Origin of the sequence: Longimicrobium sp., from assembly GCA_036389795.1 — a bacterium.
In the GTDB taxonomy this organism is placed as follows: Bacteria; Gemmatimonadota; Gemmatimonadetes; order Longimicrobiales; family Longimicrobiaceae; genus Longimicrobium.
This window is the reverse complement of record DASVWD010000150.1, coordinates 1-22,366: the sequence shown is the minus strand read 5'-3', so window position 1 is coordinate 22,366 and position 22,366 is coordinate 1. Positions and strand designations below refer to the sequence as shown.

At 71.5% G+C, this 22,366-nt stretch carries 13 protein-coding genes; 10 read left to right on the top strand and 3 right to left on the bottom strand.

Annotated elements, in window-relative coordinates:
• The first annotated feature begins 15 nt into the window (after positions 1–15).
• From VF746_20530 to VF746_20510, 5 genes are all read left to right on the top strand, one after another.
• On the top strand, positions 16–1,926 hold the full coding sequence (locus VF746_20530) for an ABC transporter ATP-binding protein (GenBank protein ID HEX8694825.1): 1,911 nt from the start codon (positions 16–18) through the stop codon (positions 1,924–1,926).
• Entirely contained in the window at positions 1,919–3,700 is a 1,782-nt protein-coding gene (locus tag VF746_20525) for an ABC transporter ATP-binding protein (protein HEX8694824.1), read from the top strand. Before VF746_20530 ends, VF746_20525 begins: the two co-directional genes overlap by 8 nt.
• The gene (locus tag VF746_20520; protein HEX8694823.1) at positions 3,693–5,021 is read left to right on the top strand and encodes a M20/M25/M40 family metallo-hydrolase; all 1,329 of its coding nucleotides are present in this window, start codon (positions 3,693–3,695) and stop codon (positions 5,019–5,021) included. Before VF746_20525 ends, VF746_20520 begins: the two co-directional genes overlap by 8 nt.
• Entirely contained in the window at positions 5,018–6,694 is a 1,677-nt protein-coding gene (locus tag VF746_20515; GenBank protein ID HEX8694822.1) for a glycosyltransferase family 4 protein, read from the top strand. The genes VF746_20520 and VF746_20515 overlap by 4 nt, the downstream gene beginning before the upstream one ends.
• Positions 6,695–7,040: 346 nt before the next feature.
• Entirely contained in the window at positions 7,041–8,093 is a 1,053-nt protein-coding gene (locus tag VF746_20510) for a hypothetical protein (protein HEX8694821.1), read from the top strand.
• A 486-nt stretch (positions 8,094–8,579) separates the two neighbouring features.
• On the opposite strand, the gene VF746_20505 is transcribed toward VF746_20510, so the two are convergent.
• Positions 8,580–11,114 carry an ABC transporter permease gene (locus VF746_20505; GenBank protein HEX8694820.1) on the bottom strand — a complete coding sequence of 845 codons (2,535 nt, stop codon included), beginning with the start codon at positions 11,112–11,114 and terminating at the stop codon, positions 8,580–8,582.
• 811 nt (positions 11,115–11,925) lie between these two features.
• On the opposite strand from VF746_20505, the gene VF746_20500 reads away from it, so the two are divergent.
• From VF746_20500 to VF746_20480, 5 genes are all read left to right on the top strand, one after another.
• Positions 11,926–12,525: a hypothetical protein gene (locus VF746_20500; protein HEX8694819.1), complete on the top strand. Its 600-nt coding sequence runs from the start codon at positions 11,926–11,928 to the stop codon at positions 12,523–12,525.
• 243 nt (positions 12,526–12,768) lie between these two features.
• A complete protein-coding gene (locus VF746_20495; protein ID HEX8694818.1) occupies positions 12,769–13,998 on the top strand; it encodes an aminotransferase class I/II-fold pyridoxal phosphate-dependent enzyme in 1,230 nt (409 codons plus the stop codon).
• On the top strand, positions 13,995–15,263 hold the full coding sequence (locus tag VF746_20490; GenBank protein ID HEX8694817.1) for a M20/M25/M40 family metallo-hydrolase: 1,269 nt from the start codon (positions 13,995–13,997) through the stop codon (positions 15,261–15,263). The genes VF746_20495 and VF746_20490 overlap by 4 nt, the downstream gene beginning before the upstream one ends.
• Before the next feature lie 703 nt (positions 15,264–15,966).
• Entirely contained in the window at positions 15,967–17,241 is a 1,275-nt protein-coding gene (locus tag VF746_20485; protein ID HEX8694816.1) for a cytochrome P450, read from the top strand.
• 1,134 nt (positions 17,242–18,375) lie between these two features.
• Positions 18,376–18,675 carry a HEAT repeat domain-containing protein gene (locus tag VF746_20480; protein HEX8694815.1) on the top strand — a complete coding sequence of 100 codons (300 nt, stop codon included), beginning with the start codon at positions 18,376–18,378 and terminating at the stop codon, positions 18,673–18,675.
• 380 nt (positions 18,676–19,055) lie between these two features.
• Here the strand turns inward: VF746_20480 and VF746_20475 are convergent, their stop codons facing one another.
• Together VF746_20475 and VF746_20470 are read right to left on the bottom strand one after the other, a co-directional pair.
• The gene (locus tag VF746_20475) at positions 19,056–21,014 is read right to left on the bottom strand and encodes a CHAT domain-containing protein (GenBank protein ID HEX8694814.1); all 1,959 of its coding nucleotides are present in this window, start codon (positions 21,012–21,014) and stop codon (positions 19,056–19,058) included.
• A 109-nt stretch (positions 21,015–21,123) separates the two neighbouring features.
• Positions 21,124–22,366, bottom strand: a 1,243-nt coding sequence (locus tag VF746_20470) for a hypothetical protein (protein HEX8694813.1), incomplete at its 5' end; no start/stop codon positions are given.

Here is a 22,366-nt window from a genome sequence, read left to right as displayed (position 1 = left end):
CCTGAACGGAGACGCATGTCGAACGCACGAAGCTCCAATCTTTCCCGGTGGCGGGCGCTCCTCGGCCTGCTGTGGGCGGCGGGGCGCTGGCGGGTGGTGGCGTTCGCGGTCCTGGTCGTGGGGACGGGGCTCCTCCCGACCGCGCTGATGCTGGCCACCGGCGCGCTGATCCACGCCATCCCCGGCGCGGTGGAGCACGGGCTGGGCTCCCCCGGCGGGCGCCCCGCGCTCCTGGCGCTGTGCGGGCTGGTGGTGGGCCAGACGGCGCTGTCGCTGGGCGGCAACGCCCTCGTGCAGCTCTCCCGTGTCCTGGGGTCCGAGTTCGCGCTGGAGGTGCACCTCGCGGTGGCCGGCGTGACGCTGGGGTCGCCGGGGCTGGCCCCGCTGGAGGACCCCGCCGTCGCCGACGCGCTCCAGCCCGTGGTGGAGGCCGAGCGGCGCGGCATCCTGGCGTCCACCCCCTTCCTGCTCGGCGAGGTGGTCGCCACCCGGCTGCGGGGGGCGGGGGCGTTCGCGGTCCTCCTGGGGTTCGCGTGGTGGGCGCCCTTCCTCCTGGCGGCGGCGTGGCAGCTCACCAGCCTGCTCTACCGGAAGGCGACCGAGGCCGCCGCCAGCGTGGACATGAACCAGAGCGCGGTGCGGCTGCGCCGCGCCGAGTACCTCCGCTCGGTGGCGCTGGACCCTCCGGCCGCCAAGGAGGTCCGCATCTTCGGGGTGGCCGACTGGGTGGTGGGCCGCTACGGCGAGGCGTGGCGCGACGCGCTGGGGCTGGTGTGGCGGACCCGCAAGGCCAGCCGCGGCATCACCGCCGCCGCCAACGTGGCGCTGGCGCTGTCGCACGGGGCGGTGCTGGGCGCGCTGGCCCTGGCGGTCGGCCGCGGCGAGGTGGGGGTCGCCGCGCTCCTGGTCTTCGTGCAGGCGGTGATCGCCACCACCAACCTGGGCGTCATGGGCGACACGCAGTGGTACCTTGCCCAGTCGCTGGGGGTCGCCGAGCGGGTGACCGCCCTGCGCGCGTCCGCCGCAGGGGGGCGCGCAGACGCGCGGGCCGGCGTCCTGGACGGCGAGGCGGCGCAGGCGGGGGGGACGAGGGTGGCCGTCCCGCTGGACGGCGTGCGCCTCCCCGACCGGCGGAAGCTCTCGGTGCGGCTGGAGGACGTGCGCTTCACCTACCGCGGGCGGGAGCACCCCACCCTCGACGGGGTGACCCTCGAGATCCCCGCCGGCCAGTCGGTCGCCATCGTCGGCGAGAACGGCGCGGGGAAGAGCACGCTGATCAAGCTGCTGTGCGGCCTGTACGAGCCCGACGGCGGGCGCGTCGTCCTGGACGGCGGCATCTCTCCGCTGCAGGCGCGGGAGAGGATCGGGGTGATCTTCCAGGACTTCGTGCGCTATCCCTTCCCGCTCCGCGAGAACGTGGGGTTCGGCCACCTCCCGCTGATGCGCGACCAGGCGGCGCTGGACGAGGCGCTGCGCAGCGCCGGCGGCGCCGACCTCCTGGCGGCGCTCCCCGGCGGGTGGGACACGGTCCTCTCCCGCGAGTACGAGGGCGGCGCCGACCTCTCGGGCGGGCAGTGGCAGCGCGTGGCGCTGGCCCGCGCCCTCGCCGCCGTGCGCGGCGGCGCCGGGCTCCTGATCCTGGACGAGCCCACGGCCTCCCTCGACGTGCGCGCGGAGACCGAGCTGTTCGAGCGCTTCCTGGAGGTCACGCGCGACGTCACCACCATCCTGGTGTCGCACCGCCTGGCGAGCGTGCGGCACGCCGACCGGATCGTGGTGATCGAGGACGGCCGGGTGGCCGAGGACGGGACGCACGACGCGCTGATGCGCTCCGGCGGGCTGTACGCCCGCATGTTCTCGCTGCAGGCCGAGCGCTTCGCCGCCGCGCCCGCCGCCGACGACGGCGCGGAGGTGCCCGATGCGTGAGCAGTGGCGCGCCCTCGCCCTCCTGGTCCGCACCGCGTGGCGGACCGACCCCTGGCGCTCGGCGGGGCTCCTCCTGGAGCCTTTCGGGCAGCTGCAGGTCCCGCTCTTCGCCTGGTTCCTCAAGCTCATGGCCGACGGCGCGCTCCGGGCCGACCTCCGCCTCCTGGGGATCGGAGCGGCGGGGATCGTGGCCACGCGGGTGCTGGGGTTCGTGGGGTCGTGGACCGGGAGCTCCCTCCGCACCCGCCTCACCGAGGAGGTGGGGTTCGCCTTCGACCGCGAGATCTCCACGCTGGCGTCGCGCCTCCCCGGCCTGGAGCACCACGAGCGCCCCGACTACCAGGACCGCCTGGAGCTCCTCCGGCAGTCGCAGGGGGTCCTGGGCGGCTCGCTCAACTCGCTGGTGATCACCGCCAACGTGGTGGTGGCCGGGGTGGGGACGCTGGTGGCGCTGGCGCTGGCGAGCCCCTGGCTCCTCCTCCTGGTCCCCTTCGCCATCCCCGCCATCCCCATCTCCACCCTCCAGCAGCGGTGGTTCGCCCAGGCCGAGAAGCAGGCCGCGGCGCTCTTCCGCCAGACGCGCCACCTCCAGGCCCTCATGGTCAGCCGGGAGGCCGGGATGGAGCTGCGCGTCTTCGGGCTGGAGCGGGAGATCGTAGGCCGCTTCCGGCGCGCCTGGCGCGAGTCGCGCGGCCTGATGCTGACCGCCCGGCGCCGCGCCATGCTCCTCGACTGCGCCGGAGACATCCTCTTCCAGGCCGGCTTCACGGGCGCCCTGGGGTTGATGCTGTGGCGGGCCGGCCAGGGCCAGGCCACCGCGGGCGAGGTGGTGCTGGCCGTGTACCTGGGGCAGCAGGTCCGAAGCTCCGTCGTGGACCCGGTGCGCAGGGTGGGCAGCCTGGGGCAGGTTCTGCGCGCGGCGGGGTGGGTGCTGTGGCTGCAGGAGTACGCGGCGCGCTCGGCGCGCGAGCGGACGGGGACGCGCCCCGCCCCCGCGCGCCTGGAGGACGGGATCGTCTTCGACCGGGTGTCGTTCCGCTACCCCGGGACCGACCGGTGGGCGCTGCGCGACGTGTCGTTCCGCATCCCCGCGGGGTCGGTGATCGCCGTGGTGGGCGAGAACGGGGCGGGGAAGACCACCCTGGTCAAGCTGCTGAGCCGGATGTACGAGCCCACCGCGGGGCGGATCCTGGTGGACGGGGTGGATCTCTCCGAGATCGAGGTGGGGGCGTGGCGTGCCCGGCTCTCCGCCGCCTTCCAGGACTTCGTGCGCTTCGAGATGCCGGCGCAGCACGCGGTGGGCGTGGGCGACCTGACGCGGCTGGACGACGCCGGCGCCGTCTCGGCGGCGCTGGAGCGGGCGGGGGCGCAGGGAGTTCAGGACGCGCTCCCCGCCGGGCTGCCCACGCAGCTGGGCGCGCGGTGGGAAGGGGGCGTCGACCTCTCCACCGGGCAGTGGCAGAAGCTGGCGCTGGGGAGGGCGCTGATGCGCGAGGACCCGCTGGTGGTCTTCTTCGACGAGCCGACCGCCTCGCTCGACGCGCTGGCCGAGCACGCGCTCTTCGAGCGCTACGCCCGCGCCGCGCGCTCCGGCTCGTCGCGGGGGGCGGTCACCGTCCTGGTGTCGCACCGCTTCTCCACCGTCCGCGCCGCCGACCTGATCCTGGTGATCGACGGGGGCGGCGTCACCGAGCTGGGCGACCACGACCAGCTGCTGCGGAGCGGGGGGCTGTACGCCGAGCTCTACCTGATGCAGGCACGGTCGTATGCCTGAGCCGCTCCGCTCCGCCCCCGGCGCGGACGCCCTCCCCGTCCCTCCCGGCGGCGGCGGCGCGGGACGCGACCTCACCTTCGAGCGCGCCATCGAGTTCGCGGCGGAGCTCATCCGCATCCCCAGCCTTCCCGGCGACGAGGAGGCGGTGGCGCGAAGGATCGTGCGCGAGCTGCGGACGCTGGGGTTCGACGAGGCGCGCACCGACCGCGCGGGAAACGTGATCGGCCGCATCGCCGGGACCGGCGGCGCCCCGGCGGTGATGCTCTCCTCGCACATGGACGTGGTCGACGTGGGCGATCCCGCCGACTGGGAGCACCCCCCGTACGGCGGCGCCGTGACCGACGGGTGCCTGCACGGGCGCGGCGCCATGGACCTGAAGGGCCCGCTGGCGCTCCAGCTCTACGCCGCCGCACGCTTCGTGGACGAGCGCCCCGCCGGGGACATCGTGGCCGTCTGCTCGGTCCACGAGGAGAAGGGGGGGTGGGGGATGATGCGGCTGATGAAGGACGCCGGGGTGCGCCCCGGCGCCGTGATCCTGGCCGAGTCCACCGACGGCGACCTGTGCACCGGCCACCGGGGGCACGCCGAGCTGGCGGTGGAGATCCACGGCCGGGCCGCGCACGCCAGCGCGCCGGAGTACGGCCGCAACCCCCATTGCCTCCTCCCGCAAGTCCTCCTGGCGCTGGACGACCTCTCCGGGGCCCAGCCGGAGGACCCGGTGCTGGGGCGCGCCACGCTCACCCCCACGGTGGTGGAGTGCTGGCCCCGGGGGGGGAACGTGATCCCCGACCGGATCCGGGTCACGCTGGACCTGCGCGTCCTCCCGGGGTGGGACGAGGGCGCCGCGCTGGAGGAGATCCGCGCGGCGATCGCGGCGCGGACGCCGGCGGTGGAGGGGGTGCGGGTGGAGGTGCTCCCCGGCCGCGCCATCTTCCGCGCCTGGACGGGGTGGGAGAGCGACGACAGCAACTTCACCCCCGGCTTCCTGATGCCCGACGACCACCCGGTGGTCCGGGCCGCAGCAAGGGCCCTCCACCGCGCCACGGGGGCCGCCCCGCGGATCCGGCCGTGGAAGTTCGGGACCGACGGGGGGCACACCTGCGGGACGCACGGCATCCCCACCATCGGCTTCGCGCCGGGGCGTGAGGCGCTGGCGCACACCAGCCGCGAGCGGCTGGCGCTGGACGAGGCGCGCGCCGCCTTCGACGCCTATCCCGCGCTGATCCGCGCCGTGCAGGCGGCGCTCGAGGCGGCCCGGGGGATCCCGCTCCCCGAGGGGGTGCCCGGCTCCCTCGCCCCGGCGCGGGGGGTGGCCCCGTGAGCGGGGGCGAGAAGGGCGGGCCGGCGAGGGTGGGGGTGGTCCTGGGGTCGGCGTTCCCCCTGGCCAGCCTGGCCAGGATCAACCGGGGGATCTTCCTGGCCCTCTCGGCCCGGCACGAGCTGGTCCACCTCCCGCCCGAGTACCCGTACGCCTCGCCCGAGGAGCGGAGGGCGATGGCCGAGGCGTTCCTGCGGCGCTGCGACGTGGTGGCGGGGCTCCCGGACCTCCCGCTCCTCGCCGCCCGCGCGCGGATCGGGAGCCGCGTCCCGTACCTGTACTTCACCCACGGCGACCTGTCGGCCGGCGCCTGGGACGTGCGCGCCGCCCTCCCGTACCTGACCTCCGCCGACGTGATGCTGGTGAACTGCGCCCCCGAGGTGGAGATCGCCCGCCTCCTCCTCGGGAACGCGGGGGTCCGCGTGGTCCCGTTCACCGGCGCGGAGGAGTTCCACCCCCTGGGCGACGACGAGCGGCGCGCCGCCCGGCGGCGGTTCCGCTGGGGGGACGACGACCGGGTCGTCCTTTTTTCCGGGCGCGTGATCCCCGAGAAGAACGTGCACACCCTCCTCGCCGTCTTCGAGGTCGTCCGCGAGCAGGTCCCCGGCGCGCACCTGGTGCTGGCCGGCCCCATGGGGACGGAGCAGAAGGGGCTGGAGCGGTTCGGGGTGAGGACGGTGTCGCTCTCCGCCACCTACTCGCGGCTGATCGCGCGGATGGACGCGGCCGACCGCGTCCACACCCCCGGGAGCCTGGACACCCGCCGCCTCCGCGAGCTGTACAACGCGGCCGACGTGGCGGTGAGCCTCACGCTGAACCCCGACGAGAACTTCGGGATGGCGCAGGTGGAGGCGATGGCGTGCGGGACGCCGGTGGTGGGCGCCGCCTGGGGAGGGCTCATCGACACCATCGTCGACGGCGTGACCGGCTGCCGGGTGAGCACGGTCTCCACCCCCACGGGGGTCAAGTGCTCGTGGTGGGAGGCCATCAACCAGATCGTCCGCCTCCTCCGCGACGACGGCGCGCGCCGCGAGCTCCGCGAGCGGTGCCCGGGCTCCGTGGCCGCGCGCTACTCCCTGGCGGCGCTGGAGGGGGCGCTGCACGAGGTCGTCGCCGCGAGCGTCCGGGGCGGGGCGGCGCCCGCCGAGCCGCTGCGGGCCACCGCTTTCGCCGAGGAGTTCTGGTCGGTGTGCGAGCCCCGCCTGCCGGGCCCGGCGTACCGCCGGAGCCCGCGCGCCGAGGCGCTGTACGCCGCGCTGGTGACCCCGTTCACCGCCGGCTCCGCGTGGCACGTCCCCGCCGGCGAGCCGCTGGCGCCCGACCAGGTCGTCTCACTGGCGACCCCCGTCCACCCCGGCGCGGGGAGCGTGCGCCCCGACGACGTCTTCTACCCGTACGACGTCCCCGTCCCCGAGGAGCACCGCGGCGCGGTGGAGGTGCTGCTGGAGGTGCTGCGCGAGTCGCCCGCGTTCGTGGCCGGGGAGATCGCCGACCCCGGGCCCGATTCGGCGCCCGTGGCCCAGGCGCTGATGTGGATGGTCCGGGCGGGGCTGGTGCTCCGGACCCGCCCCGACGCGCGCTGGCTGGACCCCGTGGTGGTGGGCCGGCGGCTCTCCGAGCCGGCGTTCACGGTCCAGCGGGTGGACCCGGCCGCCGACCTGCTGGTGTCCCGGTGAGACGCGCCGGGCCGCTCCGTCCGGGCCGCCGCCGGCCGCGCCTCCGCGCCGGCCGAGGGCGTTTCGCCGGCGACGCTGGTGGAGACGGCGCGGGCGGGCTCCACCCCGGCCATGCCGTTCCCCGTTCCCCGTCGGGTGCCGGATGCACACCGGGCTGGTGTCGCGGACTGGCACGTCCCGGGGTGGATCGACCCGGCGGACGTGGACGGCCGGCTGGCGGTGCTCTTCTCCGTCCAGCCGATCGACCGACCCGGTCGTCCACCGGCGCCGCCGACGCCTCGTTTCACGCGCGTGCCCCCTCGCGGGGTCGCTTCCCGTTCCGCCATTCTTCGTCAGGAGTGACTGAATGTACCGCATCCTGTTCGTGGACGAGGTGACCGGCAAGCCGTACGACGGAAACACGCTGGAAAACAAGCCGCAGGGGGGCACTGAGAGCACCGTCACCCGGATCGCGGAAGGGCTCGTGAGGCGCGGCCACCGCGTGTGCATCGCCCAGCTTGGCCGTGCCGACCGCGCGATCGTGAACGGCGTTGAGGTCACGCCGTTCACGGACATCGGAGACTTCGTCCCCACCCACGTAGTATGCGTGTGGTCGGCTCGGCGGCTGGACGAGATTTCGAAGCGGTGGCCCCGGGCCCGCGGGTTCGAGTACTACCAGGACGTCCCGGTCCCCGGCGAACCGTTCGTTATGGACACGGAGGCGCTGATCGGAAACAACGGCACCGCGATCCTGGTGAGCGCGTGGCAGCGGGAGCAGTGGATCAACTGCATGCGCGCGTTCGGCTACGCTGGCGACGAGAACCGCGTGGTGTACATCTACAACCCGATCCCCGACGACCTGCAGCCGGACGCCACGCCGGTAGACCCCGACAAGTTCATCTACTTCTCCATCCCCGACAAAGGGCTCCGCGAAACGCTGACCCTCTTCTCCCGGTTCCCCCATTACCCGCAGCTGCGGGACGTGCGTTTGTACGTGGCGAGCCCCGGGTACCGGGAGATGGGCTTCGAGCTTCCCACGGACCGGGTGGTGTACCTGGGCAAGCTGCCGTGGAAGGACGTGATCCAGGAGGTGCGCAGCTCGTTCATGGTCCTCGACTGCAACGTACGGCGGCCGGAGACGTTCGGCCTGGTGCACGCGGAGGCCGACGCGGTGGGTACGCCCTGGATCGGCGGGTATCTGGGGGCCAACGAGGAAGTCCGCTACCATCCCGACGAACTGATGGATATGTCGGACCCCGACGCGGTGATCCAGCGGATCATCGACTGGAAGGAGAACGGCCGCCTGCAGGTACGCGGCCGCGAGGAGTTCCGCCTGTCGAACGTGCTGAACGAATGGGAGAAGCTCCTTGCCGAGGAGTGGGAGGGGCCGAACCCGGAGCGCTCGGTCGTTCACCCCTGAGCGCCGCGGCGGCCTGACGTACGGTTCGGGAGGGTGGCGACGGCAGACGGATCGGCCCCGCGGCAGCCATGCCGCGGGGCCGATGCGGACTTGGTATGAGGACCGGCGATTGTTACGTCGCGCCCCCCCCCACGCGTTCGGGAATCCGCGGCCTCTACGCGCAGGCCTGGAGGTGGGGGACAAGTCCCCTCGCTCACCCCTCGTTGAAACGGCCGCTCGACGCATCAGCGTCGGGTGGCCGTGTCGTCGTTTTTCGCTCGACCCATCTCCCTGCCCAGCTCCTCCGGGCGATCTGGCTCCCCGCACCGTGATCGACCGGGTGCGCGTGGCGGAGGCGCGCCTGCCCGGGGCAGCCCACCCGGTGGCGGGCCCGGGGATGGGCACCTCGTCGCCCGGATCCAGGATGGCCATGAACGCCAGTGCGGCGCCCGGCCGTTCCGGGACGGGTGCCCGCGATCCGAAGGGCTCCTCCCGGGGCGTCCTCCCCTACCGCAGGATCGAGGTCGGGTCCACGCGGGTGGCGCGGCGGACGGGGACGAGGAGCGCGGCGGTGGCGCACGCCAGCAGCATCACGACGGCCATGCCGATGGCGATGGGGTCGAACTGCGGAACGCCGTAGAGGAGGTCGCGCAGGAGCCGCGCGATCAGCACCACGCCCAGCGCGCCCCCGGCCAGCCCGGCCGCCATCCACACGCCCCCCTGCCGCAGCACCAGCCTCGCGATGGCGCGGGGTGTCGAGCCGAGGGCGACCCGGATGCCGAACTCCTGTTCCCGCGCGGCCGCCATGGCGGCGAACATCGCGTACACGCCCACCGTGGCCAGGAGGAGCGCCAGCGCGCCGAACGCCGTCATCAGCAGCACCGGCAGACGCCGGCCGGCCAGCCCCTCGTCGAGGATCGCACGCAGGGGGGCGGGGTCGCGAAGGGGGAGGGTGGGATCGAGCTCCCGGAGAACGCGCTCGGCGGGCTTCACCAGGGCGAGCGGATCGCCCCCGGTCCGGATGACGAAGACCCGGCTGCCGAACGTCTCCTGTCGCCGCGACGCGAACGCCATCGGGTCCGGCCGCGGGAGCGCGGGATCGTTGCGCACGTCGCCGACGATGCCCACCACCTCGGCCCACGCCCCCTCGGCGTGGGGACCCAGGTGGATGCGGGCGCCCAGGGCGTCACCCCTGGGCCAGTAGCGCTTCGCCATCGCCTCGTTGATGACGATCGCCTGCGTCGTGTTCGTCCGCTCGGACGGTCCGAAGGTGCGGCCGCGCCGCAGCGGAATGCGCATCGTCCGGAAGTAGTCGTCCGAGACGCTGGAGTAGGCGATGAAGTGCTGCTCGCTCTCCGGCCAGGCCACGCCCTCGATCTCCAGGCCGTTGCGGTTCATCTCCGGCATGGGGAGCTCGCTGGTGCTCGCCACGCCGGTCACCCCCGGAAGGGCGCGCAGGCGCTCCTCGTACTGCTCGAAGAAGCGGATGCGCGAATCCAGCGACCCGTAGTTGCCCGACGGGAGCTGTACCTTCGCCGTCAGCACGCCGTCGGGGTCGAAGCCGAGCGGCGCGGAGGTCATCGCCCAGAGGCTGCGGACGAGGAGGCCGGCGCCGGACAGAAGGCTGACGCAGAGCGCGATCTGCCCCGCCACCAGCACGCCGCGCAGCCGCCGCGAGCGGACACTCTCGCTGGTGCCGCGCGTCTCGTCCCGGAGGCTCGCCTGCGGATCCTGGCGCCCGGCGGAAAGCGCCGGCGTGACGCCGAACGCGATCCCCGTCAGCAGCGCGACCAGCATGGTGGCGATCACGGCGCCCCCGTCCAGCGACAACTCGGCGTACGTCGGAAGCGCCGGGGGCGCCAGCTTGCGCAGGAAGGCCAGCCCGAGCACCGCGAGAAGGAGCCCCGCCAGGCCGCCCGCCGCGGCCAGCAGCACGCTCTCGGTCAGGAGCTGCCGCACCAGCCGGCCGCGGCCCGCGCCGAGCGCGACGCGGACGGCGAACTCCTTCCGGCGCGAGATCGTCCGCGACAGGAGGGCGCCGGCCAGGTTGGCGCAGGTGATCAGGAGCACCAGGGCGGCGCTCGCCATCAGCACGATCAGCGGGGTGCGCGTGTCGCCGACCATCGAGTCGCGGAGCGAGACCGCCTGCATGGTGAAGCCGCCCGAGCCGGGGTGCTCGCGCGCCAGGTCGGCGCTGATCCCGGCGAGCTCGCGCTGCGCCTGGTCGGTGCCGATGCCGGGCTTGAGGCGTCCGATGAGTCCCAGGTAGTGCTGCCCGCGCGCGCGGACCGGGTCGGCCAGCGCGGGGCCGATGTCGAGCGGGAACACCACGTCCGCCTCGCCGATGGGGCTGACGAACCCGCGCGGCAGGATCCCGACCACCTCGGTCACCCCGTCGAGGTCGATCCTCCGGCCGACGATCCCCGGATCGCCCCCGAACTCGCGCATCCACGCCTCGTGGCTCAGCATCGCCACCAGCGGAGCGCCCGTCGCCGCGTCGGCCTCGGTGAACGAGCGGCCGGCGCGTGGAGCGACGCCGAGCGTCTGGAAGAACGTCGGGCCCACCAGCGCGACCGTCAGCACCGCCGGGACGCCCCCCCGGACGTACGTCACGTCGACGACGTTGGGATAGAAGTGCGCGAGGCGGGCGAAGGAGCGCTGCCGCTGGCCCAGGTCGCTGATGGTGCCGGCGCTCAGGGAGGAGCGCTCCAGCGAGCCGTCTTCCAGGCGGCCGTAAACGCGCACCAGGCGGTCGGCGTCGTCGTAGGGAAGCGCGTCGAGGAGCACCGACTTCACCACGCCGAAGACCGCGGCGTTGGCGCCGATGCCCACCGCCAGCGTCAGCAGGGCGAGGAGGGTGAGGAGGGGCGCGCGCGCGGCGGAGCGTAGCGCGAAGCGGATGTCCTGGCGGAAGTCGTTGAGCCAGCCGCGCCCGCCTCCGGCGCGCCGGTCGCCGGCGGGGAGCTGGTCGTGGACCGGGGCGGCGTTGCGATCGCGCATGGTCACCTCGCCCGGCTCGCGGCGGACGCGAAGCGTCGCCACCCCGGCGACCGCTCGCCGATCCGGCTCCGCTCCCCCGGCGCGAGCAGCTTGAGCGTGCCTTGCGGCAGCCCGAAATCCTTGGCGAACACGCATCCCTCTCTTTGTTGAGGTGTGATCCGCCGACCAAACGTTCCGGCTGCTTTCACCATTGCGGATCGATAAAGATGGTAATCTCGCTCCTCTGAATGAACAAGAGGCACCGGCTCGGTCGCGCCATCCCGAGCGACCCGGAGATCCGCGTTCCTTTCCCCCCACCAGGGCCGATCCCCCAGCACCGCTGATATCGATAACGTTGCAAAACGGCGTGGTCGCAAAGTGGGACGTGGATTCATCCGGCCAGTTGCTTTTCCTTTCCGACCCATCCAATCGGGCCGCTCGGCTTGCGTCACCCGTGCGGAAAGGGAGGAAGCATGTTAGCTTACATTTAACACGGTTCACGCCGGTTCTGTACGGCACGGGGGGTGAGCCGGCCGCGCGTCGGGGGAACCCCGAGCCACGCGCTCCCGGGAACTTGTGTATGGTGGCCACGGCGACACGGTGCGTGGCCGGGGCGGCGCGTCGGCATGGACGGGGACGGGGAAGACGGGATGCAGACAGGAAGTGCGTCGCGGTACCCCTGAGGAGATCGGCACCCGGCATGCTCCGCCGGGGCTGCGCAAGGCGAGAGTGAACGCTGGGCCCGCAGTCCCGGCCCACGGCCGTCGGGAGGCCGCGGGCAGGTCTCCGCTGCAGGCTTCGAACGGGTCCGGCAACCGGGCTGGCGGAGAAGCGATGGCTGATCTGACCGACCACGACGCGCAGGGCCGGAGGCCTGCGCCGTGGGGCCACGGAACGAAGCGGGCTGGAGCGCCTGCACACGGGCGACCCGGTGCTGCACGAGCTGATCGCCCGCGAGCACCGGCGGCAGGCCGAGACGCTGACGAGGGTGGCTGCGTCGAGCATCGCCGATCCCGCCGTGCTGGCGTGCCAGGGGTCGGCGCTGCTGAACACCACCACCGAGGGGTACCCTGACGCGCGCTTCCACGCGGAGTGCGAGGTGGTCGACCCAGTGGAGCGGCTGGCCGTGGAGCGGGCGCGCCGCGCCTTCGGCGCACGCTTCGCCAACGTGCAGCCGCACTCACACTCAGGGACCTCGGCCAACCAGATCGTGATGTTCGGCCTGCGGCGCCCGGCGACACGGTGCTTGGGCTGGACCTGGATGCCGGCGGCCACCTGTCGCACGGGGGCCGGCCCTCCGTCTCCGGCGTCTGCTTCCACGCCGTTCAGTGCCCGAGCGCTGGCGGCGGCGGGCGCCGACAACCACATCGTGCCGGGCTCCGACCCGGTCCGCCGGTCCGAGGTGCCGTTCGCCGTGGAGCCCGGCCCCGGGCTGTTCGCCGCGCGCCGCCGGCTGGGGACGGCGCTTCGATGATGATGCCGCCGAGGGCTTCGCGGATGGAGACCTTTCGCGTCATGCACTCTCTGGCTACGGCACTCGGTGCGCGAAGAGGTCCGGCGGCTCTGCGCGGGCTTCCCTCTTCCGGGTATTGCCCCGGAACTCCCGGCCGGCGCCTGGACGCGTTCGCCGGACGGCCCCGTCACCCCGCTCCTTACGATCTTGACGGGCGCCTCGCCGCCCCGCCTCGTACTTCCACATGCTACACGAGGGGAACCCATGCCCGCACCGGCGCCGCACCTGAGTGAGATCGTTGAGGCGGTCTCGATCCGCTACAACAACCTCGTCTACGAGATGAAGGCGCGGGGCGAGGACGTGATCGTGCTTTCCCTGGGCGAGGCCTTCTTCGATGTCCCGCTGTTCGGCTTCGACGACCTGCCGATGCCCGACGGCTACCACTACTCGCACTCGCGCGGCATCCTCGGGCTGCGGCGGCGGCTGGCCGCCTACTACGGCGCGCACTACGGCGTCCCGGTGAACCCGGAGACCGAGATCGTGGTCACGGCCGGGTCCAAGATCGCCATCCACATGTCGCTGATGGCCATCCTGGCGCCCGGTGACGAGGTGCTGGTGCTGGAACCCGCCTGGGTGAGCTACACCGAGCAGGTGAAGCTCTGCCACGGCGTGCCGGTGATGGTGCCGCACGACCGGAGCGTCTTCGCGCTCGGCGAGTTCATCACCGCGCGCACCCGGGCCATTATCGTCAACAACCCAAACAACCCGTCGGGCAAGCGCTTGTCGGTGGAGGAGCTGGAGCACCTTCACCACCTGGCCGACACGAACGACCTGTTCCTGCTGGCCGACGAGGCCTACAGCGAGTTCGTTCTCCACGGCGACTTCGTTTCGTGCGGGGCGCTGGACCTGGAGAAGAAGCACACCATCGTGTGCAACTCGATGTCCAAGAACCACGGGATGTCGGGGTGGCGGCTGGGTTACGTGATCGGGCGCCGCGGGGTGATCGACGAGGTGCTCAAGATCAACCAGCACCTGGTCACCTGCGCGCCCACCATTCTTCAGCACTACCTGGATCGGCACTTCGACCAGATCCTGGAAATCACCGGCCCTCAAATCGCGGACGTGGTGCGCCGGCGGGGTGAGTTGGCCGCCTTCATGGACGCGTGCGGGATGCAGTACCTGCCGGGCGACTCCACCTTCTACTTCTTCGTCTCGATCGCGCGCTCGAGGCTCACGTCCGAGGCGTTCTGCACGCGCCTGCTCGAGGAGCATCGGGTGAGCACCGTCCCCGGCATCGGCTACGGAGCGTCGTGCGACCGCTTCATCCGGGTGTCGGTGGGCACGGAGAGCATGGAGCGGACCCGGGAGGGGATCCTCCGGGTGAACCGGCTGATCGAGGAGACCGCGGCCACCCCGGCTTTGCCGGCGGCACTCTACTCCATGCAGGCCCGCGCGTACGGCGACGCCGCCGTCGCGATCGAAGGTGCGGCGTGAGCGGCGCGCGGCGGGACCTGTCGTTCGAGCGCGCCATCGAGTTCGCCGCCGGGCTGATCCGCATCCCCTCGCCTTCCGGCGAGGAGGGGGCGGTGGCGCGGCGGATCGTTGACGAGCTCAGCCGCCTGGGGTTCGACGAGGCGTACATCGACCGGCCGGGGAACGTTGTCGGCCGCATCGCCGGGACAGGGGAGGCGCCGGCGGTGGTCCTCTCGTCGCACATGGACGTGGTCGACGCGGGTGACGCCGACGCGTGGAAGCACGAGCCGTACGGCGGCGTGGTCGTCGGCGGGTGCCTGCACGGGCGTGGGTCGATGGACGTAAAGGGGCCGCTGGCGCTCCAGGTGTACGCGGCCGCGCGCTTCGTCGACGAGCGCCCCGCGGGCGACGTCATGGCCGTCTGCTCGGTCTACGAGGAGAAGGGCGGATGGGGGATGATGCACCTGATGCGCACGCTCCCCCAGCGCCCCGGCGCCGTGATCCTCAGCGAGGCCACCGACCTGGACCTGTGCACCGGCCACCGCGGCCACGCCGAGCTGGCGGTGGAGATCCACGGCCTCGCCGCGCACGCCAGCGCTCCCGAGCGCGGCCGCAACCCCAACCTGGTCCTTCCGCACGTCCTGCTGGCGCTGCGCGAAGTCTCCGAGGTGCAACCGTGCCATCCCGTGTTGGGACGCGCCACGCTGACCCCAACCATACTGGAATGCTGGCCGAAAGGTGGGAACGTCATTCCCGACCGGATCCGAGTCACCCTCGACATGCGCGTCCTTCCCGGGTGGGAGGAGGACCGTGCGGTGGCGCAGATCCGGATGCTGCTGCGGGAGCGTGTCCCAGGGGTCGAGGGGATCCATGTGGACGTTCTCCCCGGACTGGTCACCCACCGGGCGTGGACAGGATGGGAAGACGAGCACTCCAACTTCACCCCCGGCTTCTTGATGGACGACGACCACCCCGTCGTCGTAGCCGCGGCGGGGGCCGTCCGTGAGGCGATCGGCCGCGTCCCCGCAATCCGCCAGTGGAAGTTCGGCACCGACGGGGGGCACAGCTGTGGGACGCACGGCGTCCCCACCATTGGATTCGCGCCGGGGGTGGAGGCGCTGGCCCACACCAGCCGTGAGCGGCTCGAACTCGACGCCGCGCGGCAGGCGCTCGACGCATACCCCGCGCTGATCCGCGCAGTGCAGCGCGCCGCGGCAGCCGTGCCTCGGGTCTCCATCCCCGCGATGGCCGCACCGACACTCCCCACCGCCGCTGTGGCGGTGTGAGTTGTGGCCTGACGCCGGGATGGGAGCCGCGAAGGTCTTTCGTTTTCACCGGACTGCCGGGGAGAGCCGCTCTTCGTCGGCGACGCCGGCAAGGGGTTTGCTTCACTCACCAACCGCGGCCGGAAAGACAACGCGTCGACTGCGAACACTTCAGCGGGGACGACGGATGCGGATTGAGGAGGCGCGGGGATTGGTGACGGGCGCCGCCGGCGGGCTGGGCTACTGTTTCGCACTGGAACTGGCGCGTGCCGGCGCGAGCGTTGTCGGCGTCGATATCGATGGCGATCTCACCGGCCGTGCCTCCAGTGCCAGGGAAAGCTGGGCGTGCGGGACGGTACGTCCGCCCCTGCATGATGGTGGGAGTCGGCCAACCAGCCGAACCTGTACTTCGCCGGCGATCGGCTCCGCCAGGTGCTGCTGAACCTGGTCGGGAACGCCGTGAAGTATACAGAGCACGGGACAGTGCGTCTCGAGCTCGGCCCAGCCTGCCTCCAGTGCCAGGGAAAGCTGGGCGTGCGGGAGATGGGCAGCCGAGTGGAAGGTGGGGGCGGCATCCGCGACCGGGCGACTGGAGGCCGGCGCGCCGGCGGCGCCGGAAGCGGGCGCCAGCCCGGGCCAGGCGGTGGACCGGGGGGGGGGGCGGAGGCAGGCGGGGGTGGCTCCGCCATCCGGTGGACGAGAACCATGAACGAAGGATCCAGCGATGAGCGGCATCCATCCGGGGGGGCCGCGGCCGCACGCCGCGGAAGCGACGAACTGCGGGCGGACGACGGCCGCGGCGTGCCCGATCACGCTGAAACGGCTGGTGGAGAGCTACACCGAACCCCACGGCCTGTACGACGAGCTGCGGGCGCGCGACCGCGTCACCTTCGACCCCGCGGGCCGCTGCTGGCTGGTGACGGGACATGCGGCGGTGCGGCAGGTGCTGGGCGACGCGCGCTTCGTCTCGGACGAGGCGTTGGCGGCGCCCCGCTCCCGGCGCGCCGCTGCCCGCTCGTTCGTCGCGGACGCCATCCAGCGGCAGGTCATCTTCGCCGACGGCCCGCGCCAGGCGCGGGTGCAGCGGGCGGTGCTGGTGGAGCTCGCCCGCCGTTCCGACTCGCTCCTGGCGCCGCTCCGCGACTCGGCTGTGGCGCTGGCGGAGCGCGCCCGCGCGCGGGGCGAGGTGGACCTGGTGGGCGAGTTCGCCGTTCCGTACTCCATGGAGGCGATCTCCATGATCCTGGGGCTGCCGGCCTCCACTCCCGGCGAGGCGGAGCGGCTGGAGCGCTGGTCCACGACGTACGCGGACCTGACCAGCGGCTACCTGCGGATGGAGATGCACGAGATCGTGCAGCTGGGCGAGTACTTCCGCGCCCAGGTGTCTGCCCGCGGAGGGACGCCCTCGGACGACCTGATCGGCGCGTTCCTGCGCGACGGCGGGCTGGAGCATGAGGAGGAGGTCGTCATCCAGTGCATGATGGCCTTCTCCGCGGGACGGGTGACCACGCAGAAGCTGCTGGGCGACGGCATCCCGCTCCTGTTGCCGGAGTGGGGCATGTGGCGGGAGCGGCTGCGCGGGAATGCGGGCTTCGCCCGCCGCCTGGCGGACGAGCTGCTCCGGGTGGTGACCCCCACTCGCTTCGTTGTCCGCTACGCGGCAGAAGACGTGGTGCTGGACGTCGAGCCCGGCGGCGGCCACACCGTCCGGCGAGGGGAGAAGGTGGTCCTCTTCCTCCAGGCCGGCAACCGCGATCCGCAGGCCTTCCCCGACCCCCACGCTCTGGATGCCGAGCGCCAGCCGAACCCCCACCTGTCGTTCGGCTTCGGCGCGCACCGCTGCCCCGGGGCCTCGGTCGCGCGCATCGAGATCCAGACCGCGTTGCAGGCGCTGCTGGAGACGCTCGCGGAACTGCGCCCCCACCCTTCGGCCGCGCCGTCGTGGGATCCCAACCCGAACATCGGCGGCTATTCGTCGTACCGCTGCCTCTGCGCCTGAGCTGCCTCCGCCTGGACGGCCGCGCGCGCGTGTAAAAAATGCCCGTGAGCCAAGCGCACGATCGTTGAGCGACTTCTTCGATGATCAGGGGACTGAAGCACTCCCTGGCCGTACTCGACGAGCATCGGCTGGCCCGAGCTTGAGCGACTTCCCCGATGATGAGGGGACTGAAGGGTGAAGATGCGCTCGACTGACGGTCGAACCGCCCCCCGCCGGTCCCCTGCCTCCAGCGCGAGCGGATGCAACCCGTCGATACCAGCCGCGGTCCCGTCATCATCGAGCTCGAAGCGCTCTACCGGGCGCGCGGCGAGACGGCGCTCCAAGTGGACCTGCCGGCCTACGAGGCAGCCGCCCGCGCGCAGGCCGGCACCGGACGCGACGTGGTCCTCACGGGCCACGGCCCATCTGGCTGTACCTGCGCCTGGCGCACGTACTCCACGGCACCGTCCGTAGCCTCACCTACCGCGCCCCCGAACCCGGCGACGTGCCGATCTTCGACGATACCTCGCGCTGACGCCCGCGTCCGCCCCCTCCGCTGCCGCTTGCTCCAGGTTATTCCGAGGATTCACGTTTCGTCCTGAGAAGCCAATCCACCGCCTCTCGCATCGAGGAGTGGGGCGTCGAACGTCCAGTCTCCCAATTGTTGATTGTGGAGGCCGACGTTCCGATCAGGAACCCAATCTCGAACTGAGTCATGCCGAGGCTTAGACGGTGCCGGAGGAACATCGCCCCGAACTGACCTCTCTTCTCCGGGCCCGCATCTCGTGGTCGCGGCCTGATTTGGTGCACTTGCTCTAAGGTGCAACTGTTATCTGCACGGGTGCCCGTGTGGGTACCGCGGAGACACCCAGCGCCGGTGCACCTGTTCACCGGGTGCGCTGAGCGGTACCGCGAGCGCACCTCCGGACCGCTGCTCAACCGCACCCTTCCGAGAGTGGATCTGCACTTCATTCCGAGACCCTGTATCTTCTGTACCCGCTTACAGTTCTTCGCCCCGACAGAAGGGGAATCGAGTAATGGCTGAATGGATACATTTCCCAGGAAGTCTGCCCCTGGAACAGCTTCTCCGCGCCAGCGTCCGAGGAGGCATTCCTGGCGCGCGAGGGGCTGGACGGGCCGTCGCTGATCGAGTGGATGACGATGACGCAGGAGGAGTTCAGCGCGCGCTTCAAGGGCTCCCCGATCAAGCGGACGAAGCGCCGCGGGCTGCTACGGAACGTCGCCGTCGCACTCGGCAACTGGGGCTCGGCCGAGGCCGTCCCCGCGCTTGCCGTCGCGCTCAACGACGAGGAGCCGCTGGTGCGCGGGCACGCGGCGTGGGCGCTGGGGCGCATCGGCACGGAGGCGGCGCGGCAGACGCTGCGGGGGAGAGAAGAGGTGGAGGAGGACGCGTGGGTGCGGGAGGAGATCGGGCTGGCGCTCGACGGGATCTGATATGACGTATCCACCGCAGAACGCGAGAGGCGCTGCATCGAATCAATGCAGACCCCTCGTATCTCATGCGGATCGGCGGTCTTCCTCAGCCATCCAGCGCCGGTACGGGTGGCCTCGTGCTGCGGGCAGCCGATGGTGCCGAAGCGGCAGGCAGGGTGCTCGTTCAGGACCTACCCCACTTCAATGAACACCGGACAATGGGAATTAAGCGGCTTGGCGAAGCGACCCGCGCATTGCTTCCCAAAGCCCCTTGTCGAACTCCGCCGGCATCAGATACCCGGCGGCTCCACAGTTCTCGCTCGCTCAAGCCCTCGCGTACCGATCAGAACACAATGAGCGTGAGCTTGGAATGAGGTCACATAGCCGCCATACCACAGCGTTCAGACGCGGGTGAGCAGGCCGCGCAGCAGATCTCTCCGGCGCATGAGTTCGGCCCGATCGAAGCCCTGCTCACTTCTGCGCAGCCGGAGGGTTTCCGACAGGTCCCGCTTCATCTCCTTCCAGCAGCATACGAGTGCCTTCTTCGAACCGTCGGTGGACGCCTCGCCGAGGCAAAGTTGGATCTCGGCGAGCAGCACTGCGGCCACCGTGTCCGGACCGAAGGCGCGCTCCGGGCTCACATCCGTGGGAGCAGTCCGCAACTCCGGTGGGTCGAGAATGAACACCCACTCCGCCACCAGCGCCGCCTGAACCCGCCGCGCCTCGTCCGCGGCGCGCGAGCCTTCGCCAAAAACCACACCGGGCAGCGCAGGATGGAATAGCCAGGAGGCGAGCAACTCCATTCTCCGCGTGAGCAACTCGGGATTGGGGATGACCAGAAGGGGGCACGAGCTCGGCCACCGCCCGTGTTCCGCCCGATTAACCCCCTGCGTGGAGGCGATCGCGTACTCCAGCACCAGCCGCAGCGCCAGCCTGCCGGACGGGCGGCAACTGCGCGCGTTGGCCTGGTGCGGGTTGAGCCACGCCGCCAGGGCCTCCAAGAGCGGATACACGTCGTTGGCGTTCCAGAACTCGTGTCGCAGGATGTCGCGCACATCGATGAGGGTCGGCTCGTGGCCGGTATCGGCGAGGCGGCGAAGCCACTCGAATGCCGCGAAGCCCCGGGTGTGCAGAAGGCGGCGGACGAGCGCAGCCGCGTCCTCGGGCGAGCCGCGAAGCACGAGGTCAGCGAGCAGGGCATCCACCACGGGAGCCAGGATGGCGTGAGAGTAGAACGCGGCGAGGAGGGTCACGAAGCGGTCCAGCAAGAACGGAAGCGTTTCTTCGGACGAGCGCCGGGCCTCCGTGAGGAGCGCCGTCAACCAGTCCACGCCATAGTCTTCCGGATGTGCCGCCGCGAAGTCGGCCTGAAAGCGTGCGACCGCACCAGCCAGAGCCTCGGACGAGCCGAACAGCAGCCCGGCACCGTGCAGCACGCGCACGTAGCCATGGAACCGGAGCGGGTGCTCGCGCTCCAACGCCTCCCACCCCTGCTCGATGCCCCCGACGCCCCCGGCGAACCCGACGGACGCTCCGGCCGCGTGGGTCCCGCTGAAGGTCACGCCGCACGCGGCGAGCACTCCGTTTGCATCTTCGCTCCAGGCCACTGCAAGCCGCTCCGCGTCCACCGGCGTTGCAGCGTCCTTCCGGAGCAGCACTGCCACCGCGTACTCGAAGTCTGCCGGACTCAGGCCGGGGAGGCACGCGGCGACGAAGCGCACCACCTCCCGCAGCACTGTCGCCCCGTCGTCCTCGGGTGCGGCCTTCCAAGCCCCCATCCGCGTGGCTGGATCGAACCCCTCGCGCGCCAGGAATCGGGGGATCGACCATTCGGCGCTTTTTTCCAGACGCAGGCGGTTCACACCCAAGTCAAAGGCTTCCCGCACAGTGGTGTCCGCGGCCAGCGCACCGTAGAACGCCTCCGCGAACAGGACCGCTGCGGGGTCGGTGATCATCGTGTCCATCCCGATCACGCAATCCACCACCGCGCACACTGCCTCGGCGGTAACCATCGTCTCGCACGCGTTCAATACCACCACGCGCACGAAGCTCATGCTGCGGAACAGGTCTCGCAGCGTCTGGCCGGAAACGGGGCGCACGTTCCCGGATTCGTCGATCAGGTGGATTCCGCCGTCCCGGTCTCCGTGCCCGGCAAAGTGCACGATCTGGGGACGGTGAAAGAGCAATAGCCGCTGCAGGTCGGCGATGGTCACTGCCCATTCGGTCTCCAGGTGCAGCGCGCGCTCGCGTGATCCGCGGATCGCGTTGGTCACCGCACGCGCCTCGCGGTCCAGCCGCAGCGGGACTCCATGCTCCACCGGGTCACAGGCCAGCAGGAGCACCTTCACCGGGTCGGACATGGACATGGGCAAACGCGGAGATGGAAGTGTGAGGAGAGCCGATGGGTGGTCATGCGCTGCGCCACGCGTGGGAGCGTGCCGTCTGGACACGGAGCCGGCCAAGTCCAGCTCACGCCTGCACCGTGGGGGCCGCGGCAATCGCGGGTGCGGCGGGATCTAGAAATTCGCCGGCATAGATCCTGGCAAACTGCTCGAAGCTGCACGCGCTGACGAGTTTCAGGCTCCCGTCCGCCCACAGATCGTAGAGGGTCGGGAGCGCGATGCCGTTGAACATGCACGCCTTGGCGAGTGTGTACGCGCCCGCCGACGGAAAGACGACGCGTGATCCGACCCGAAGGGGGCCGGGAAAGTGATAGATCCCGAACACGTCGCCGGGAAGGCAGGAGCAGCCTGCCAGCAGGTACCGGTGGGTCCCGTGACGCGACGCCGTGAGCACCGGAGGTGAGTACTGGTATGAGAACACGTTCGGCTGATGATTGATGCTCGTGTCGAGCACCGCGACCACCATGCTGTCGCTCTCGAAGAGGTCCACCACGGACGCCACAAGGAAGCCGGCGTCGGCGGCCACGGCGGCGCCAGGCTCCATGAACACCTCCAGTTCGAACCGTTCCCGCAACCGCGCCAGCGCGGAGGCTAACTCGTGCAGGCCGGTCATGTGCGAGAACAGGTAACCGCCGCCCAGGTTCAGCCACCTTGCAGTCGGCAGCAGGTTGCTCCCGAGCCGGTCCATCGTCAGGCCAACCGCTTCCGCGAGCTCGCTCCAGTTCCGTGACTCCGAGTTATGGTGGATGTGGATCCCGGCGACCCTCCTCAGGTCTTCGCCGCTCCGCCACATCGCGTTCAGCGCATCGAGCGGGATACCCAGCTTGGAGTTCAGCCGAGACGGCGCGTAACGCGGATCTCCGACAAAGTCGATGCCCACGTTCACGCGTAGCCCGAGCGATGCACGCCCGCCGTCGCGTAGCAGCCGGTACTGATGCAGTGAGTTGCAGGCGATATAGTCGCACGTGGCGGTGAGGTGCGGAACGTCTGCGGGGCGAATCCCGGGAGACGTGAAGTGAATCGCGCCGCTCTCGCCCAGAGCATTGCGCGCGAGCCGCACCTCGAATGGCGAGCTCGCGGACACCCCGTCTACGTGTCGCGCCAACGCTCGCAACACCGAACTCAGCGGGAGCGCCTTCATCGAGTAGAGGAGCCGGCACGCCAGAGGTTCGAGCACCGCACGTATCGCCCGGACGCTGGATTCCAGCCGTGCGTGATCGCACACGAACGCAGGCGTGTCGACCGCCGCCACCACCGCGGCAATCCGACGAGAAAGCTGTTTGGGCACAGGTGTCTCCAAAGACGAATCC